This is a genomic window from Pedobacter jejuensis, from assembly GCF_003725795.1.
Classification (GTDB): domain Bacteria; phylum Bacteroidota; class Bacteroidia; order Sphingobacteriales; family Sphingobacteriaceae; genus Pedobacter; species Pedobacter jejuensis.
Map to the genome: position 1 here is coordinate 14,855 of NZ_RBEE01000018.1, position 20,589 is coordinate 35,443.

Genomic DNA, 20,589 nt, shown 5'->3' on the forward strand with positions numbered 1-20,589 from the left:
AAGATTATGGGCTACTGCGAACTACAGGTTACTTCCAACTTCAGTTTTTTAAGAGGCGCCTCCCATCCTGAAGAACTGATTGAACAGGCAGCACTTTTCGGCTACCCTAAAATCGCCATTACCGACGTGAACACCATGGCGGGAATAGTACGTGCGCATTCAGCTGCAAGAAAACACAACATTGAAATCATTCCTGCCTGTCGACTGGATTTGCTGGATGGGCCAAGCCTTCTCGCCTATCCAACCAACCGCGAATCCTATGGCAGGCTCTCTGCAATGCTTAGTGAAGGTAACTTCCGGGCAGAAAAAGGTAAGTGTTACCTGTACAAAGCTGATGTTTTTGCAAATAAGGAAGATATTATTTTTATCACCATTCCACCCGATGCTTTAGGTAAGGGCTTTGATTTTGAACTCAGTTTCCCCAAAGCCTTAAAGGAATACAAAGAAAACCTAGGTTCTTCCCTATACCTGGCCGCCAACCGTAGCTACCAGGGCCAAGACCAGAAACGATTGTTCAGGCTAGATGAACTGAGCAAAAAGCTGAACGTGCCAATGGTAGCGACCAATGATGTGTATTACCATCACGTAGAAAGAAGGGAATTGCAGGATATTTTAACCTGCGTCCGCGAGAAATGCACCATTCAGAATGCAGGTTTTCGCCTAATGATGAACGCTGAAAGACATCTGAAACCGATTGAAGAAATGCAGCGATTGTTCCGCCCCTATCCTAAGGCAATTGAAAATACGTTAATCATTGCCGAAAAATGCCAGTTTACATTAGATGCTTTAGAATATGTATATCCGGAGGAAATCCTTTCTGGCGACCGCGAGCCGCAAGAAGAACTCGAATTTCTGACCTGGAAAGGCGCAGAAGAAATGTTTGGTCTTCCTCTGCCACAAAAGGTAATTGATAACATCAACCACGAAATGAAATTTGTAAAGGAAATGAACTATGCCTCTTATTTCCTCACCGTTTATGATATTGTTAAGTTCGCAAGGGAACAAAAGATTTTATGCCAGGGTCGCGGCTCTGCGGCAAACTCCACCATATGTTACTGTCTTGGCATTACCTCGGTCGATCCGACAAAATTCGATCTACTTTTTGAGCGATTTATTTCCTCAGCCCGCAATGAACCACCTGATATCGATGTAGATTTTGAACACGAACGCCGGGAAGAAGTCATCCAGTACATCTACAATAAATATGGAAGAGACCGGGCAGCAATTGTTGCCACCGTTACCCAGCTCCATCAAAAGGGAGCGCTTCGGGATGTAGGCAAGGCAATGGGTTTGTCTACTGATACGATCGACAGATTGTCGGCCTCCATTTGGGAATTTACCGATGAATGGTTTGAAAGTAATCGCGTAACTGAGCAGGGATTGAATCCCAGGGATCCGCTGCTGGTAAAAGTACTAAACCTGACTCGCCAGATGATGGGCTTTCCTCGTCAGCTCGGTCAGCATACCGGAGGCTTTGTAATTACAAGAGGTAAACTCACCGACCTCTGCCCAATTTTCCATGCCCGTATGGAAAACCGTACCAATATCGAATGGAACAAAGACGACATCGATGCGCTTGGTTTTTTAAAGATTGATGTACTCGCTTTGGGCATGCTTACCTGCATCCGTAAGGGATTTGATTTGGCGAAAAAACATTATGACCTGAACCTAACGCTCGCCTCGATTAATAAAGAAGATGATCCGAAGGTTTATGAAATGATAAGTGCAGCCGATACCATTGGCGTTTTCCAGATTGAAAGCCGGGCGCAGCAGCAAATGCTACCGAGGTTGCGTCCAAAACGCTTCTACGACCTGGTTATCGAGGTGGCCATCGTTCGTCCAGGACCCATACAAGGTGATATGGTGCACCCCTATTTAAGGCGACGAAATGGCGAAGAGCCAGTAGAATATCCGTCGAAGGAACTGAAAGATATTTTAGGTAAAACGCTCGGCGTTCCACTATTTCAGGAACAGGCAATGAAAATAGCCATCGTTGCCGCCGGCTTTACCCCGGCCGAAGCGGATGAACTCCGGAGAAGCATGGCCACCTTTAAAGTTCACGGGATGGTAACTAAGTTTGAAAAGAAACTGGTTGATGGAATGACCTCGCGGGGCTATACAGAAGAATTTGCAAAACGGGTATTCAGGCAGCTCGAAGGATTTGGTTCCTATGGATTTCCTGAGAGTCATGCAGCAAGTTTTGCACTCCTAGTTTATGTATCCTGCTGGCTAAAATGTTATTATCCCGATGTATTTGCCTGTGCAATCCTGAACTCCATGCCTATGGGCTTTTATCAGCCTGCACAGCTTGTAATTGATGCAAGAAACCACGGCGTAGAAGTTCGGGAAATAGATGTGAACGTTTCCTTTTGGGATAATACCTTACAGGAAAAATCAGAAAAGTATTGCGCCTTACGTTTGGGATTTAGACAAATCAGCGGCATTCGTGAAGATGACATCGAAGCATTGGTTTTGAGCAGGAAGACAGGCTATCGTAATTTGCATTCACTGCTGGATGCAGGAGTTTCGATGGCTGCACTGGAAAGGCTCGCCGATGCAGATGCTTTTCGTTCGATGGGAATGGACCGCAGGCAGGCGCTTTGGGAAGTATCAGCACTGAAGGATAGGCCGGTTGCGTTGTTTGAAGGACAGCCTTCGGAATCCGAAAAAGAACAACAGATCGAGCTTCCTTTAATGAGCAAGGGTGAACACGTTGTTCAGGATTATGCCTCTACCGCATTATCACTTAAAGCACATCCGGTGAGTTTGGTACGAGAGAAACTAAAAATGTTCAACGTAAAATCTTCCCAAGAAATCAGAGATACTCAAGACGGAAGGATTGCCAAGGTTGCCGGCCTTGTCATTGTGCGCCAGCGCCCGGGAACTGCAGGCGGGGTGTGCTTTATCTCCATCGAGGATGAAACCGGGTTTTCAAATCTTGTTGTATTTGAAAAGCTCTTTGAAACCTACCGCAAAGAAATTCTGCATTCCAAGCTACTGATGGTGGAGGGGAAAGTACAGAAAGAGGGCGAGGTGGTGAACGTAATCGTTTCAAAATGTTTTGATTTTACCAAGTTGTTAAAGGGAATGACAGCTCAGGCAGATGATGAACAATTGCCAATCCTGACACTCTCCCGCTCGGATGAAAAATCTCCGCCTTATCCCCCAGCTGAAAAAAGATCTCAGGTAGGAAACATAGAAACCAAGGAAGCCTTTCACGGAGGCAGAAATTTTAGATGATTAAATAATATGGAATAGTTATCTTTTTCTTTCCGAATGCGAACAGTTAAAGGCATTCTAATATAAATACTGGAATATTTGCTCGATATATTAGATGCTAAACTGGAATTACGATAAATGGAAAGGTTTATTTTGAAACGCCTTGGTCGCATAAAGTTATAAGGATGTACGACAAACGGGTGATGCCACGCCTATTTGGTTGGTTTGCTGACGCAGGAACTTATGAATATACATCTTTAAGAAAATCGATACAAAACCTATTTCTTTTTGAGGTATCATAAATTATCAAAATCAGATAGGAGAACGCTATCAAATTAATTACGCCCAGTATTATAATGAGGTTAATCTTTGCAATAGGTTTATTTTGGTTATAAAAATTGCTTTCGGGCAGTTTTAAATTTCTGCTAGCGATGCTAAAGAATTATCCGCGCTTCCTCATAAGCATTATCAATCTTTTAAAAAAAGGTCATTTGAATCCACGTAATTTTTATCTGGTTAGTAATAGCCAACTTGGTTGCCGATTCACATAAAATTAAAAAATCAATTGTCCGAGAAAATGTATAATCCGAAAATTCGGATGTACTTTATGATTTTTTTTACATCTTATATCATGCAAAATTAATTCTTATTACTTTTTTAATTTTACAATAAAAATTTTATGCAGCAGGCATAAAAAATTTATTATTCATAACAGTTAAATAAGTTGCGAAAGAAGTATTTTGAATTCGGTGCCTCTCTGGAAATCAGAGCTTAAAGTAATTTGTCCATTTAATGAAACAACCAACTCCTTCACTAACTTTAAGCCAAATCCATAACCTTTTTCACCACTGGTTCCAGATGTTGTTTCGGCTTTTCCATCTAAAATTTGTTGAATTGCTTTTTCTGGCATTCCCTGTCCATTGTCAGATACAATAATTTCAAGTAACTTTTCTTCCAAGATAAGTGCTAGTACAAGTGTTACTGTAACAATTCCACCATTTGGGGTAAACTTTATAGCATTTGAAATAAGGTTTCCTACGATTGCTAGCAACTTATTTTTGGAAAAGCGAACTGACTCATTACCAGAATCAACATTAACTGTAAACTGTATTCCCTTTGATTTAGCTTGAGTCTGATATAGTCTGAGTAATTTTTCCTTGAATAAAGAAAGGCTCAGTTCAAGATCATCTACAGGACTTTTATTATCTTCAGACATTATTTCATCAGTAAGATCAAGTAGTGACCTACCGCTTTTCTCGATCATGCTGATGTATTGCAACAGACCTTCTACTTTAGAGGACATACCTTTTTTATTGATTAATTCGGAAAGCCCAATTATGCCAGATAGTGGTCCCCTTATATCGTGTGCTGCTTGTTTTTTCGAAAGGTATGCCTCATGAAGACTAGCGTTTAATGACTGAATTTTTTGCATCGATTTAAGTCTTTCTACGACCGTTTCTGCAATGATTAGCAGAATTTCAACTTTTTCGGGAGTTAGTGATTTGACTTCGCTATCTAAAACGCATAAGGTGCCAATGTTAATGCCACTTTCCAACTGTAGAGGAATTCCAATATAATAGCGAAGGCCATCGAGACGCTCCACAAAATCTCTAGAAGTGAAACGCTCATCAATCCTCAAATCACTGATTTCAAGAGGCATGTCTGACATAATCGCGTATTGGCAGACAGAATTTTCTCGCGGCGCTTGCTTTACCCCAAGTCCTAAATCATCCAGCGTCCATTGCGTGTGAGCATCGATGATATTGACTAAGGACATTTGCGTCCCAGTTACCTTTACAGCTAAACGGGTAAGATCTTCAAATGATACTTCTAACGCGGTGAAATCCAGGTCTAGTTCTGACAGCCTAATAAGTCGTTCAAATTCATTGTTTGGAAAAACTATTTGTTCATCTGCCATTTTATTTATACGAGAAAGATTCAAATTTAAGTCTAATTATATAACGCGAAAACCAATTGTGATTAGAGCATTTTCTTTATATGTTTAACTATCAAAGTTATAATTATCACACTAAAATAAAAATGTAAGTCATTTTATAATCGTGTTATATCTTATCAGTAATCCCATTTTAATACTACAGGCTATAATTACTATTGCGATGCCCTTGATGGATTATGATCTAAATTCAGCTCACCAATGTTTTTTTTCCTCTTTTTTGGAAAAAGATTAAACTGAAATTGTTCATCATAAAATGTATCGTAAATAAATTTAAGATTTGCATCAAAAAAATCATGATGTTCATTAAATTAACCAACTGTATATCAATTAATTAACCCCTTAAAGGTGAGTCGATTTAATTTTTCATTGACTCACCTTTTTACTCACCTCGCAAATGCCATATTTTGACAAAAAAGCCACTAAATCACAAAAACAAAAAGCCTGCAAATATCTGATTTGCAGGCTTTTAATTTTTTTTGGTGAATTTTATTACTGATTCCAGTGGAGCCGAAGGGAGTCGAACCCTTGTCCAGTTGTGAGATAAATTATACCTTCTACATGCTTATTTTTCAATTGATTTTCGGGAAATAAACGGGCTGAAAACCGACCTTATTTAAATCCTTAGATACTTTATCTCACCTTAAGTCGTATCTCCTCAAGGCCAGCTTTGTTGTTTCGATGCCCCGGTTTCTAACCCAACAATGCAGCAGTTAGAGGGACAAAAGCTAGCTAGTTCTAAACTAGGCAGCTAAGGCGTAAGTATTTTCGCCAACTAAAATGTGAACGTTCACTTTAAGTGCTCTCCGTACAACGCACTGCATGCTAACATAACCTTCGCCACCCTGTCAAATCCAAGAACGGCCCCAATTATATCCTGTAAAATTATTTTTCGTTAAACAGGACTGCAAATGTACAAAAAATACAAGCATGTTTGCTAATTAAATACAATTAAGCATTGATGGATTGTATAATGAAAAAGGCGTTTAGTAAAATATAAATGCCCAGCAAAACCATAGCAAAGCGCTTATCAAATTTGCTGGCGTCTTCTACTTTTCCTTTCTTTATCATCCTCAATGAAATAGCTGTAGAAACTATCACAATTAAAATAAACACCAACGTAATTCCATGCAAGGTATCTACAAGTGTAAAAGTTATCGTATCGGGCAATGAACCATCAATAATATATTTATTACCTATTACGGCAAATAGCGAACCTACACTTAACCCAAACCTCGAGTCGATGCTATCTGCGTGTATGTAAAAGCACATAAATGAAATCAAGAACGCAACGTACATCCCCAAAAACATTTTGCAAAATAAGCCAAACGCATCTCTGCTAATGCCAATTCTAACTTTGTAATTACTGTATTCGGTATGTGGCGTTCTTATACTTTCATCGCCAAAAGCAGTTTCATATTTTTTAATACCTGCTGATGTAACTAAGCTATCGATGTTCCAGCCTCGCAATGTAAATCTGGGGTCGTACGGTTTGCCCAAAGTATCAGGAATAAATATTAACGACTTTGAATCGTATTGTGAGTTTTCTATGGATAACCTTAAAATTTGATGGTCAAAAGGAAAGTTATCTATTGCCCAAGAATCTTTCATTACACACTGCAGCTTCATCAGCATGTAAATGTGATTACCGCTACTATCAATAGTTGAAAAAGACTTTGTTACTTCTTTTGCTTGAGGAATTTCTAGATTATTTAAAAAATCGAAATCTTTATTTTTATACTTTAACCACAACCAGAAGTTTACACTATACTCTTTATCCTTAAAATTAATATCATGTATGCTGGTTACGTAGATGCCGGTTTTAACCGTGTCTGGTTTTTCATCCTGACAAAAAGCCGATAGCAAAAAGCAGTTCAGTAATATAAATATGGGGATGAATTTCATGGCTTTTTGCTAAAAAATATCTAACTACAAGTCAGAATAATCTGTGGGATAAACAAAAAGCGTTACATTTTTTGAAACGTTGTTTTGATACTGTGGCAAACCACTAATCTATTTGTACTCCGGACCAAAATCAACCCAATGCTTATCTCTATCGGCTTTATTATTAAATGTTGTTAGGTACATTAAATTTGGCATTTTGCTACCCGATATTACTTGTCCATAAAAAACTGCATTAAAATTCAGTTTGGTAAATATGTCGATTTCAGAATCATTAAACATGTCCATTTTATTTATTGCTAAGTTTTCTGTTGCCGATTCGTAGCTTCTTAATTCGTACACCCTTTCGCTTTTTGGCGTAGTTAATTTTGGAACAGCAAATTCGGGCATTGCAGAAAAGGCTTTCATCAAAACAGATTCTACCCTATTAAACGGAGCGGCATTAAATGCTGCATTTAAGTAGTTGGCTCCGGTTTCTAAGTATTGTTTATCTTTTGCTAACGTCTCATTCAATTTTAAAAAGTCATCCATCTTTTTAAACGGAATAAATACATAAACCAATTGCTCAAGTGTATCTTTTTCAATCGGTTTAAAAACACCAACACTATTAATTCCTGCTCGGTGAAGTGCGGGGATAAACGCATCTTTTAAATAAGCATCAACCATTGCCTCTTGAGCTGGCGTTTTTAGATGATATATTTTTAGCTGATAATAATATTGATTTTTAGCTGCAAATACACTTGCGCTTGATGCAAGAAATACTATTGTTAAAAATAGTAATCGGTTTAGGGTAGATTTCAAAATATTTGGTTTAGTTTGATTTAACTGTTAACGCCCATGGCGTACAAAATGATATTAACGCCGAATTTCGTATTGTCTTCAGCAAGAAAACGTTTGTTCCTGAAATCGTAATCCCATTCGCAACCGTAATCTTTATTACTATATAAAACACCAATTCTGTTGTTGATGGTAATTGCTTTAAGGTAATCGTGTACCAAATCATCGCCCCAACCATTTAATTCGAATGAGGTTGTTGGCGGACCTTTTTCAAATTTAAAGAATGAATTGTAAATACCATGGTTATTTGGGATTTTTTTCAATGCCGTTGGCCCGAATAAATTGCTCATCTGCGTTTCAAAAGAACGGGCAAATAAACCATCAATATCGTGGTTGCAATCATCAACAAAAACAAAGCCCCCATTGTGTACATAGGTTTTGAAATTTACAGCCTCCTGCTGACTAAATTGCACCAACTTATGCCCGCTTAAATAGCAAAATGGATATTTAAATAAATCGGGGCTACTTAACTCAACAATTTTTTCTTCTTCATCAAGCGGAATGGTAGTATATTCTAATAGCGAATTCAATATGTTTGATGGCATGCGTTGATCGGTTTCCCAATCTCCTGAATTGTATTTTATTCTCGCAAATGTAAATTTAGATCTTTGCATCGTCCTAAATTACCGCCATTTTTTATTAATTGAGATTTTTCTTTCGATTATCGTGTAAATTTTTTGATATTCTTTGGTTCGGGTTAAAAATATCTGCCTTTAAGCCCTATATTGAGGCACAATATCTCACTTAATCATAAAACCAATCATTTTGGAGCGTTCAGAAAACAACCTAAAAATATTGATCGATAAGATCTCATCGTTAAAAAGCGAAATACAGAAAGTAATTGTTGGGCAAGATGTAATTATTGAAGAAATGCTAATTGCTTTAATGGCTGGAGGGCATTGTTTACTCGAAGGCGTGCCCGGCTTAGCAAAAACGTTGATGGTAAAAACCATGTCGCAGGCTTTAGATCTTTCTTTCAGAAGGATTCAATTTACACCCGATTTAATGCCGACCGATATCGTGGGTACAGAAATTTTGGAAGAAGACCATGTCACCGGAAAACGCTTTTTTAAATTTAACAAAGGACCGCTTTTTGCAAACATTGTTTTGGCTGATGAAGTAAACAGAACGCCACCAAAAACACAATCGGCACTTTTAGAAGCCATGCAAGAGTTTGAAGTAACTTACGGCGGGCAAACCTATCCATTAGACCGGCCCTTTTTCATTCTTGCAACGCAAAACCCGATTGAGCAAGCCGGTACATATCCCCTACCCGAAGCACAATTGGATAGATTTCTGTTATATATAAAAATCGGTTACCCAACTGCTGTTGAAGAAGCGCAAATTTTAAGCAGCACTACGGGAAGCAAAAAAGCTGTGATAAATCCAATTATTGGTGCCGAAGAAATTAAAGAATTACAGGCAATAACAAGAGAAATTAGCATAAGTGATGATTTAATTACCTACGTAAGTGAAATGATTAGAGCAACCCGCCCCGATACAACTTCGGTACCATTTGTTAAAGAATGGGTACGTTGGGGTGCAGGTCCACGGGCTGGGCAGGCATTAATTTTAACCGCTAAAGCAAGAGCTTTATTTAAAGGCAGGTACGCTGTAATTATGGAAGATTTACAAACCATGGCTTATCCGGTATTGCGCCACAGGGTTTTGATGAATTTCAAAGCCGAAGCAGAAAATGTATCTGCAGATAAAGTAACCGATGAATTGATAAAGGCAATTTCAAAACCCAAAGCAAATATTTAATGAGTAAATTACTCAATCCAAAGGTTTTGATGGCGATTAAAGAACTGAGTTTGTCGGCGAAAATGACAATTGATGGTTTTATGAGCGGCATTAACAAAAGCACAATTAAAGGCGGCGGATTAGAGTTTAGTCAATACCGCAGTTACCAGCCTGGTGATGATTTACGATCGTTGGATTGGAAAATGTTTGCTCGGTCAGACAGGTATTACATTCGCGAATCGGAAGTTGAAACCAATATTGGAGTGCGTATATTAATTGATGCAAGTGCTTCAATGAATCACAGCGATGGCGATTTTACGAAGATTGATTATGCAAAATACCTTGGCGCATCTCTAGCCTACCTGGCAAATTTACAAGGTGATGCCATTGGTTTATATGTATTCAAAAATTCGGGCATTTTTTCGATGACGCCGAAACAAGATTTTCAGCATTTGGCAAGATTGTTTTATCAGTTGGAAAACATCAATCCTGAGGGAGAATTTACCAAACCCATACATGATAAAGAGCTTTTCGCCGGTACCCAAAAAAGAGAATTACTAATTTTTGTTACCGATTTGTATCAAACAAATGATGAAATAACGCAACTGCTTGATACACTAAACACACTAAGACATGAAGTGGTCGTTTTTCATGTGGTATCGAGAAATGAATTGGATTTGGATTTTAAAGGTTACACCACTTTTGAAGATTTAGAAACCGGAGAAACCATACAAATAGACCAGGCAAAAGCCAGAACAGAATACAAAGCAAAGTTTACAAGCTATTTAGAAGAAACCCGCATGAAAATGCTTGATAGAAGGATTTTTTACCGAACCATTTCTACTGATGAACCCTTGGAACAAGCTTTAAGAGATTTTTTAAAACAAAGAAGTAAATTAAGAATTTAACTGTGCAATTTTTATATCCCATAGGTTTACTGGCAATTGCAGGTTTAATTATCCCGTTGATAATCCACTTGTGGAATGTGAAACAGGGTAAAACTCTAAAAATTGGAAGCATTGCACTTTTAGGCGAAAGCTCCCGTGCAAGTTCTAAAAGTTTTAAAGTTAACGATTGGCTTTTGCTAATTTTACGCTGTTTACTGTTAATTTTAGTTGCCTGTATAATTGCACAACCGTTTTTAAAAAAATCTCTAACGGGCAAAGCAAATGGATGGATTTTGGTCGAAAAATCTAAATTCCAAACCGTTTTTAAAAACAATAAAAATAAAATCGATTCTTTATTAAAACTTGGTTATGAAATGCATGATTTTAATCCAGGCTTTACTACTTTAACTTTAAAGGACACAGCAAATATTGATAGCGCTAAACAAAATGCTATAAGTTATACAGCACTTTTAAATCAATTAAATACCATCATTCCCACTGGAAATTCAGTTTACTTGTTTGCAAACCATCGATTAAATGCCATTGGAAATGAGCTGCCCAGGATTTCCTATAAGCTATTTCGAAACCCTATAAATGAAACAGATACCTTAGGTAACTGGATAACGGATTATGCTGGCAAAAAATATGAAGCAAAATCAAATCCATCAAGCACAGTTTATACAGCAATTGCATCCAAAGATGTTCCAGCAATTCGGGTATCGATTTACGAATCTGCAGGAAATTCTGATAGAAATTACCTTAATTCAGCGCTGAAAGCCATTGCAAGTTTTAGTAGAAGGCGAATTGAAATAAATCCCGCAGGAAAAGTAGATGTCGGTTTTTGGCTTTCAGACGAAGCTGTTTCATCAGCTTTTAAATCTTCAATTACGTCTGGCGGAACTTTATTTCGATATGAAAAAGGTAAAATAATTCCCGAAGCTTCGTTTATCGTAATTGATGGAAAAAACATTACATCGAGTAGAAGAATTGAAGCTAAAAAAACTTTAGAAACCATTTGGGCTGATGGTTTTGGCAATTCGATTTTATCAGCAGAAAAACAAAATAATTTAAACATCCTCCATTTTTACAGTCGTTTGAACCCGCAATGGAGCCAATTGGTTTGGAACGAAACATTTGTTAAAGCTATAATGCCAATAGTAATTCAGGATAATAAAAGCTCAAATTTTGGTTTTGAAGATAATGATGCCGACCAAAGGCAATTGGCAAAAAACCAAAAAGAAACGATTCAAATTTCCAAAACAGAAAAAACAACACAAAATACTCAAAACAAGCAACTTCATAATATATTTTGGATAATTGCATTTTTGATTTTCCTTACCGAGCGCATTCTAACTTTCAGTAAAAAAACCGCAAATTATGTTAAAAACTGAAGGACAAAATTGGATTCATAACCTACGCAAAAGGTGGACAATGCTTTATGTTCTACGCATATTAGCAATTAGCTTAGCCGTCGCTATGGTTTCATCTGCCTTATTAATTTATGTAATGTATTTACCAGTTTGGTTATTTGCTATAGTGCTGCTTCTGGTACTTGTAGTTGCATTTTTTGTAAAACCAATATGGAAAACTACGGATAAAGATTTCTCGAGATTTGTAAATAATCGTTATCCTGAGTTAGAAGAAAGTGCCGATTTGCTGCTTAGAAACCCGACAGAACTTTCGATGTTACAGCAATTGCAGCGAAACAAAATAGAGAAGATTATCCCTCTAATTCCACAACCGAGAGAACCTGTAAAAAAATTATACATCGGCTTAGCAATACTTTTAGCAGGTATTTTAATGAGTTTTGGAATCACTAGAATTCCGAAAATTCAAAAAGCATATCATTCTGAACAGGAAAATCAAACATCTGCCCCTTCAATAAAAGAAAATGTTCTGGCAGAAATTTCTAGTTTGAATGCTACTATTATTCCACCCGCTTACACCCGAAAACCAGAACGTAAACAAAAAGAATTTACCATAAAAGCCGAAACAGGTTCGAAAGTTAATTGGAAGATTGAAACCAACATCAGCATTAAAAACGTTAAAATCATCTTTAATGATAAGGAAACGGTATCGCTTAATGCCCAAAATGCAAATAAAACACTTTGGTTTTATTCAAAAACAGTTTCAAAATCTGGTTTCTATCAACTGGTTTTAGATGGCAAAAAATCAGATCTATATCAAATTGAGGTAATTCCTGATTTGCCGGCTACCATTAAAATTACACAACCAAAGCAACATACCACCATTGATGTTGGACAACCACAAAAAATAAATTTGAAGGTTAATTTGAGTGATGATTATGGCGTAAATGATGCCTTTATCTCAGCTACAATGGCTAGTGGTAAAGGCGAAGGCGTAAGCTTTACCGAGAAAAAATTAACTTTTAACACCAGTTTTAACAACCAGAAAACCATCACTTTAACCAAACAAATTGATTTGAAAAGCTTAGGTATGAAACCTGGAGATGAGCTTTATTTTTTTATTAAAGCAATGGATAATCATGGCCAGTCGAGCCGCTCTGATGTTTATTTTGTTTCTATTGTTGATACCACGGAATTGATGAGCATGGCTGGAATGACAAATGGAGTCAACTTGGTTCCAGAATATTTCCGCAGTCAGAGGCAAATTATTATCGATACGGAAAAATTATTAAAAGAGCAATCTTCTTTATCTGGAGAGGCTTTTAAAACCAGAAGCAACGAATTGGGTATAGACCAAAAACTTTTACGGTTACGTTACGGGCAATTTTTAGGCGAAGAAAGTGAAACGGAAATCGGTGGCGACCATGAAGAACATGATGAACATGCAGAGCACAAAGGTGAGGAAGAAAAATTTGGAGATGTAACAGCAATTATGGATAAATATGCACACAAGCATGATATTGCCGAAGATGCAACATTTTTCGAACCTGAAATGAAAGCGCAGTTAAAAGCAGTATTAACCGAAATGTGGAATTCTGAACTGCGTTTAAGAACGTACAAACCTCAAGAAGCTTTGCCTTTTGAATATAAAGCTTTGCGGTTACTGAAAGATTTACAGCAAAAATCAAGAGCATATGTAGCTAAAACAACTGTTAAAACTGCATCACTAAAACCCGAAAAAAGATTGAGTGGCGAGCTGGACAAGATTACGCAGCCTGTTCAAAAAATGTCTTTCGAACAGAAAGAAAAAAGGACAAGGAATTTGAGAACAACCTTATCGCTGTTAGAAAGTAGAAAAAGCGGTAAAAAATTTATCGAAGGTGATATTTATCTATTAAACGAAACTGAAAAATATATGATTGGCGCTGCAGCCGATAATCCTGCAACATATTTAAATGCCTTAACCAGTTTAAGGAAATTAAGTACGAATAATAAGGCAAAGCAAAATGATATTGATTTGGTACAAATGGCGATACAAAAAATGATAAAAGGTGATGTCGCAAAGCCTCAAATCCAAAGTGCACAACCCACTTCGTCATTGTATCAAAATTATTTTAACAACCTTAACAAAGCAGGGCGATAGATATGGATTTTAAACACATCGTACTACTTTCATGCTTGCTTTTATTGCTGTTTTTATTGTACAAGGAAATTGTTCGGGTAAATAAAGCAAGATTAATATGGAGAATTACAGCAAGCACAATCGCAGTAATTTGCTTCGCTTGCTTTGTTATTCCAATAAAATACACTACTCAATTAAAGCAAAATTCGGATGAAATCATCTTGTTAACTGAAGGAACAAATCCAGATTCTGTTTCAAAATTAAAAGGTAATAAATACGCACTAGCATCTGCAAATTTCACTAACAACAAGGCAATTAAAATCCCAGAGCTCTCCTATTTTCTGGCAAGCCATAAAAACATCAACAAATTAAATATTTATGGCTTTGGCTTAGCGGAAGAAGAACTGAAGCTTTTAAAAGGTTATGAATTTAAATTTCATCCATCTGAATTGCCTGGCGGAATCATTTCTGTAAACTGGCAGCATAAAATAAAAGCTTCCGAACAGTTAACTATTCAGGGTATTTATCAAAATAGCGGGAACGAAAAGATAAAATTATTGCTTAAAGGTTTAGGAACCAGTATAGATTCTATAATTGTTGAAGCAAAATCAAACAAAAAATTTTCTTTCAGGAATCAGCCTAAACAAATCGGAAAAGCCGTTTATCAATTAATTTCGCTGCAAGGAAACGATACTTTAGCTGTAGAACCTGTTCCCTTTCTGGTTACCGAACAAGCACCAATGAAGGTTTTAATTCTGGCTTCTTATCCAGATTTTGAATACAAGTTTTTAAAGAAATGGTTATTTGAAAATGAGTATCCTTTAGCTTTTAGAAGTCAGATAAGCAAAAACAAATACAGCACAGATTTTTTAAATATGGATGTCATTAATCTGAGTCAAATTAATGCTTCATCGTTAAAAAAGTTTGATGTATTAATTATTGATGAAGAGGAACTCGCTGCCCTTGGCGTGAATGAAAGAGCAGCGATTGATAATGCCGTGAATAGCGGAATGGGCGTAGTTATCAGAGTTTCTAATCCAAAACCAGCAACAACACTAAGTGGCAAATTTAGTCGGTTTGAATTGCCCGCCACTAAAGATAAAATGTTGAGCTTATTGCTTAAGAGCAATAATTTTAGGTTTAATAAATTGCCTTTTGAACAAACATTGTTTTTAAAATCCAGTTTGAACGACCAATCCATTCTGGTTGATGCAAATGGAAAGACATTGGTTAACAGCACCATTAGAGGCTCTGGAAAAATGATAGTTTCATCAATACCGGCCACATTCAACTGGCTTCTTTCAGGAAAAAACAATGATTATACCGTTTATTGGTCAGCGCTTTTATCCAATGCAGCGAGAAAAAAACCTGACAATCAATCGCTTAAAATTTTACCACAAATGCCTACCGTAAATCAGAAAACTAATTTTGTGGTAGAATTAGGTTCCTCACAAAAAATTCCGAAATTAAAAATCGATAGTATTAATTTATCTCCGCGACAAAACATCGAAATTCCATTTCAGTTCGATGCAGTTTTTTGGGCAGAAAAATATGGATGGCATAATCTCGTTATAAATGAAAATACAGAACCGTTCTATATTTACAAACAAGAAGATTGGCAGACTTTAAAAAATCAGGAGAAAATAAACTCAAATACGAAGTTTTTAAAAAATCAGAGCAAATCAGATTATAAAAACGCTACTAATAATGTTATAATGGAAGAAGAAGTATCAATCTGGTGGTTTTTTATCGCATTTCTATTTGCATCATCATACTTATGGTACGAATCCCGTATTTCAAATACAAAATAACAATTGAAACTAAAATGTTATAAAGCAAATTGACTTTTTAACGGCATTATTAGCTATCTTGGAATCGTAAACCCCTAAACTAAACCAATTGAAAAGAAAAGATTTCCTCTATTTATCCGGAATGGGTATGGGTGCTTTAATGCTGCCCAATCTCTCAGCTTTCGGAACTCCAATAGACCCTTTGCAGGCGCTGGATGGAGTTGATGTAAGAATTAAAAAAGAACTAGCCGATATTGCACTTAATGCTGCAAAATCTAAAGGCGCAACCTATGCAGATATTCGCATTGGCCGTTACCTAAACCAGTTTGTTGCCACACGAGAAAAACGTGTGCAAGGTGTAGCAAATACCGAATCGTACAGTGTTGGAATACGCGTTTTAGCTAACGGTTGCTGGGGTTTTGCGGCCACCAATAACGTAACTAAAGATGCTATTGCCAAAGCTGCAGAGCAAGCGGTTGCCGTTGCAAAAGCAAACTCAAAAATACAGGGCGAGCCTGTACAACTTGCACCGCAAAAAGGTTACGGAGAAGTGAGCTGGAAAACGCCAATCGAAATCAATGCATTCGAAGTTCCTGTAAAGGAGAAAGTAGATTTGCTTTTAAACGTTAACGATATTGCCATGCAAAATGGTGCTAACTTTGTTAATTCAGTAATTTTTGCTGTAAACGAACAAAAGTATTTTGCATCTACTGATGGTTCATACATCGATCAGGATGTTCATCGCATTTATCCAAACTTTAATGTAACCAGAATCGATAGAGCATCAGGACAATTTAAAACCCGTAACTCTTTAAGTTCGCCAATGGGTAAAGGTTACGAGTACATGAATGCTCGTCCGGAAGATAAAGTTAGTGGCATTGTAACCCGTTACAAAGGCCGCTACGATATGCTTGAAGATGTTAAGGAAGCTGCTCGCGTTGCCTCTGAAAAAATCAAAGCAAAATCGGTTGAGCCAGGAAAATATGATTTGGTTTTAGATCCATCACACCTTTGGTTAACCATTCACGAATCTGTTGGTCACCCGACTGAATTAGACCGTGTTTTAGGCTATGAAGCAAACTATGCAGGTACAAGTTTCTTAACGTTAGACAAATGGGAATCGAAAAAATTCAAATTTGGAAGTGATAAAGTAAATATTGTTGCAGATAAAACCCAAGTTGGTTCATTAGGCGCTGTTGGTTATGATGATGAAGGCGTAAAATGTAAAAAGTGGGATTTAATCAAAGATGGTGTTTTGGTAAATTACCAAGCCATTCGCGATCAGGCACACATTATCGGCTTAAATGAATCTCAGGGTTGCTGCTATTCTCAAGGTTGGGATGATGTTCAATTCCAACGCATGGCGAATGTTTCTTTACAACCAGGCAAAGAAAAATTAAGCGTTGATGATATGATTAAAAACGTTGAAAAGGGCATTTATATCATTGGTGATGGTAGTTTCTCTATCGACCAGCAACGTTACAATTTCCAATTCGGTGGACAAATTTTCTATGAAATAAAAGATGGAAAAATTGTTGGCATGCTTAACGATGTTTCTTATCAGGCAAATACTCAGGAATTCTGGAATTCTTGTAATGCAGTTTGCGATGAAAGTGATTACCGTTTAGGTGGTTCATTTAACGATGGAAAAGGTCAGCCTTCTCAAAGTAGTGCAGTTTCTCATGGTAGTTCTACCGCGAGATTTAATGGAGTTAATGTTATAAATACAGCAAGAAAAATATAATTATGGCCATATTAAGTAAAGAAGAAGCCCAAGCAATATTAAAAAAAGTGGTCGGCTTTTCTAAAGCAGATTTCTGCGAAGTAAGTTTAAGAGGTTCTGATGGCGGAAATATTCGTTATGCCCGAAATGCAGTATCTACAGCAGGACAAATCAGTACTATGAGTTTAGGCGTAAGCTCAACTTATGGAAAAAAAACAGGTTCGGCAACGATTAACGAATTTGATGATGCATCATTAGAAAAGGTGGTTAGAAGAGCAGAAGAATTAGCCATGCTCGCTCCAGAAAATCCTGAATTTATGCCACTTTTAGGTCCTCAAACATTTCCAGAATCTAAAACATTCAATGCAAACACCGCAGCTATGACGCCTGATACAAGAGCAGAAATGGTTGGCAAAAGTTTAAGTGTATCAACAGCAGCAGGTTTAGATGCAGCAGGTTTCTTAGAAAACTCTACTAGCTTCAATTCGGTAATGAACTCAAAAGGTTTATTTGCCTATAATAAAGGTACAAACGTTTCCTTTTCGGTTACGGTTAGAAACAAACAAGGTACTGGTTCTGGCTATGTAGAACAAGATTTTAACGATCTGGCTAAAATGGATACGCTTGCTTTGAGTAAAATTGCAGCAAGTAAAGCCAATGGTTCTGCAGGTGCAAAAGCAATCGAGCCTGGAAAATATACAGTTATTTTAGAGCCACTTGCCGCAAGTGATATTTTAGGTAACATGTTTAGAGGTTTTGATGCCCGAAGTGCTGATGAAGGAAGAAGCTTCATGAGCAAAAAAGGCGGTGGCACACGTTTAGGTGAACAACTGTTCTCAGAAAATGTAAATATTTATTCTGACCCGATGAATCCTGAAATCCCATCTGCAACTTGGAGTGGCGATGGTTTACCGGTAAAAAGAACACAATGGGTAGAAAAAGGTGTAGTTAAAAACCTGGCTTATTCAAGGTATTGGGCTTCGCAAAAAGGTGTTGAACCGCTTCCATTTAGCCGTGGTGTAATCATCGAAGGTGGTAATCAATCGTTAGAAGAGTTGATTAAAAGCACAGAAAAAGGAATTTTGGTAACCCGTTTTTGGTACATCCGTTCGGTTGACCCACAAACTTTATTGCTTACAGGATTAACCCGTGACGGTACTTTCTACATCGAAAATGGTGAAATAAAATTCCCGATTAAGAATTTTAGATTCAATGAGAGTCCGGTTATAATGCTAAACAATGTTGAAGCATTAGGTAAACCAGTGAGAACTGGAAGTGGGTTAATTCCACCAATGAAAATCCGCGATTTTACGTTCACATCTTTATCAGATGCTATTTAAATAATTTAAACAGCGGTGATTATGTCTCCGCTGTTTTTTTACACTCTAAAATTTTCAAAAATTGAGAAGAAGAGATTTTTTATATATGACAGGCGTTGGCCTTGGTGCAACCATGATGCCCAACATTCCTGCTTTTGGCAAAATTATTTCCGTTGAAGAATCTTCAACACCTGTAGATGTTGCTTTAAAGAAGAAAATGGCTGATGTTGCACTTAACGCTGCAAAAAGCAAAGGTGCAACGTATGCCGATGTTCGCATCGGAAGGTATTTAAACCAGGTTGTTGCTACCAGAGAAACCAGGGTTGAAAACATTTCAAATTCAGAATCTTATGGTTTGGGTGTTCGGGTTATTGCTAACGGAAGCTGGGGTTTTGCAGCAACCAACAATATGGATAATGCCAGCATTGCAAAGGCTGCGGAAGCTGCCGTTGCCATTGCAAAAGGCAATTCTAAGTTGATGGAAGAACCTGTACAATTGGCGCCACAAAAAGGATTTGGTGAAGTAAGCTGGAAAACACCAATCGAAATCAATGCATTTGAAGTTCCAATTAAAGATAAAGTAGATTTATTATTAAAAGTAAACAGCGAAGCAATGAAAGGCGGTGCCAAATTCATCAATTCAAACCTGTTTATGATTAATGAACAAAAATATTTCGCTTCTACAGACGGTTCTTATATTGACCAGGATATTCATAGAATCTGGCCAAATTTCACTTTAACGAAAACAGATTCAGCGAGCGGCAAATTTGAAACTAGAAGTGCATTAAGTGCACCAATGGGAATGGGATTTGAATATCTGAATCCAAAAGACTCAGAAAAAATTAAAGGCGGACCCGTAACATTATACAAAAAGCGTTATGATATTTTGGAAGATGTTCGCGAAGCTGCAGTTCATGTTGATGAAAAGTTAAAAGCTAAACCGGTTGCTCCAGGGAAGTATGATTTAATACTAGACCCATCTCACTTATTTTTAACCATACACGAATCTGTTGGTCACCCGACTGAATTAGACCGTGTACTCGGCTACGAAGCCAATTATGCTGGTACAAGTTTCTTAACATTGGATAAATGGGAATCGAAAAAATTCAATTTTGGCAGTAAAGAAGTAAACATTCTTGCCGATAAAACTGAAGTTGGCTCTTTGGGTGCCGTTGGTTATGATGATGAAGGTGTAAAATGTGGTAATTGGGATATCATCAAAGACGGTATTTTAGTTAATTATCAAACTATACGTGACCAAGCTCACATTTTAGGATTGAAAGAATCGCAAGGTTGCTGCTATGCCGATAGCTGGGATAGTATCCAATTTCAGCGAATGCCAAATGTTTCATTAGCACCAGGAAACGCGGCCTTGAGTGCAGCAGAAATGGTTAAAAATGTAGAAAAAGGCATTTACATGTTTGGTAGAAATTCCTATTCAATAGATCAACAGCGTTACAATTTTCAATTCAGCGCACAACTAGCTTACGAAGTTAAAGAAGGTAAAATTGTTGGCATGTTTAAAGACGCAGCTTATCAGGCAAATACACAAGAATTTTGGAATTCATGTGTTCAGCGTTGCGATAAAAATGATTACCGCTTAGGTGGAACTTTCTCGGATGGTAAAGGCCAACCCGGGCAAGTAAGTGCTGTTTCTCACGGCAGCGCAACTACTCGTTTTAATGGTGTTAATGTAATTAATACAGGTAGAAGATTAGGATAAAAT

General features: G+C 37.3%; 13 protein-coding genes and 1 other RNA gene. 9 read left to right on the forward strand and 5 right to left on the reverse strand.

What is annotated here, in order from left to right:
- The first annotated feature begins 6 nt into the window (after positions 1 to 6).
- Entirely contained in the window at positions 7 to 3,240 is a 3,234-nt protein-coding gene (locus D7004_RS10455) for an error-prone DNA polymerase (RefSeq protein ID WP_123205812.1), read from the forward strand.
- 694 nt (positions 3,241 to 3,934) lie between these two features.
- On the opposite strand, the gene D7004_RS10460 is transcribed toward D7004_RS10455, so the two are convergent.
- From D7004_RS10460 to D7004_RS10480, 5 genes are all read right to left on the reverse strand, one after another.
- Complete coding sequence (locus tag D7004_RS10460) at positions 3,935 to 5,137, reverse strand: sensor histidine kinase (protein ID WP_208646826.1); 1,203 nt, start codon at positions 5,135 to 5,137, stop codon at positions 3,935 to 3,937.
- Positions 5,138 to 5,675: 538 nt separating this feature from the next.
- Positions 5,676 to 6,041, reverse strand: a transfer-messenger RNA (tmRNA) gene (gene ssrA / locus D7004_RS10465).
- Between the two features lie 83 nt (positions 6,042 to 6,124).
- Positions 6,125 to 7,078: a ligand-gated ion channel gene (locus tag D7004_RS10470; RefSeq protein ID WP_123205813.1), complete on the reverse strand. Its 954-nt coding sequence runs from the start codon at positions 7,076 to 7,078 to the stop codon at positions 6,125 to 6,127.
- A 108-nt stretch (positions 7,079 to 7,186) separates the two neighbouring features.
- Positions 7,187 to 7,876: an NIPSNAP family protein gene (locus tag D7004_RS10475; protein WP_244214287.1), complete on the reverse strand. Its 690-nt coding sequence runs from the start codon at positions 7,874 to 7,876 to the stop codon at positions 7,187 to 7,189.
- A 20-nt stretch (positions 7,877 to 7,896) separates the two neighbouring features.
- Positions 7,897 to 8,526, reverse strand: coding sequence for a DUF4159 domain-containing protein (locus D7004_RS10480; RefSeq protein WP_123205814.1), 630 nt, complete (start codon positions 8,524 to 8,526; stop codon positions 7,897 to 7,899).
- A 181-nt stretch (positions 8,527 to 8,707) separates the two neighbouring features.
- Between D7004_RS10480 and D7004_RS10485 the strand changes: the two genes are divergently transcribed.
- From D7004_RS10485 to D7004_RS10520, 8 genes are all read left to right on the forward strand, one after another.
- Entirely contained in the window at positions 8,708 to 9,676 is a 969-nt protein-coding gene (locus D7004_RS10485) for an AAA family ATPase (RefSeq protein ID WP_244214288.1), read from the forward strand.
- Positions 9,676 to 10,563 carry a DUF58 domain-containing protein gene (locus tag D7004_RS10490; protein WP_244214289.1) on the forward strand — a complete coding sequence of 296 codons (888 nt, stop codon included), beginning with the start codon at positions 9,676 to 9,678 and terminating at the stop codon, positions 10,561 to 10,563. The genes D7004_RS10485 and D7004_RS10490 overlap by 1 nt, the downstream gene beginning before the upstream one ends.
- Positions 10,564 to 10,565: 2 nt before the next feature.
- Complete coding sequence (locus D7004_RS10495) at positions 10,566 to 11,933, forward strand: BatA domain-containing protein (protein ID WP_167459470.1); 1,368 nt, start codon at positions 10,566 to 10,568, stop codon at positions 11,931 to 11,933.
- Positions 11,920 to 14,052 carry a DUF4175 family protein gene (locus tag D7004_RS10500; RefSeq protein WP_123205817.1) on the forward strand — a complete coding sequence of 711 codons (2,133 nt, stop codon included), beginning with the start codon at positions 11,920 to 11,922 and terminating at the stop codon, positions 14,050 to 14,052. Before D7004_RS10495 ends, D7004_RS10500 begins: the two co-directional genes overlap by 14 nt.
- A 2-nt stretch (positions 14,053 to 14,054) precedes the next feature.
- On the forward strand, positions 14,055 to 15,842 hold the full coding sequence (locus tag D7004_RS10505) for a hypothetical protein (protein ID WP_123205818.1): 1,788 nt from the start codon (positions 14,055 to 14,057) through the stop codon (positions 15,840 to 15,842).
- Between the two features lie 88 nt (positions 15,843 to 15,930).
- Positions 15,931 to 17,565 (forward strand): TldD/PmbA family protein, encoded by a 1,635-nt coding sequence (locus D7004_RS10510; protein WP_123205819.1) that lies wholly within the window; start codon positions 15,931 to 15,933, stop codon positions 17,563 to 17,565.
- 2 nt (positions 17,566 to 17,567) lie between these two features.
- Entirely contained in the window at positions 17,568 to 18,884 is a 1,317-nt protein-coding gene (locus tag D7004_RS10515) for a TldD/PmbA family protein (RefSeq protein ID WP_123205820.1), read from the forward strand.
- 61 nt (positions 18,885 to 18,945) lie between these two features.
- On the forward strand, positions 18,946 to 20,586 hold the full coding sequence (locus D7004_RS10520; RefSeq protein ID WP_123205821.1) for a TldD/PmbA family protein: 1,641 nt from the start codon (positions 18,946 to 18,948) through the stop codon (positions 20,584 to 20,586).
- Positions 20,587 to 20,589: the final 3 nt, after the last annotated feature.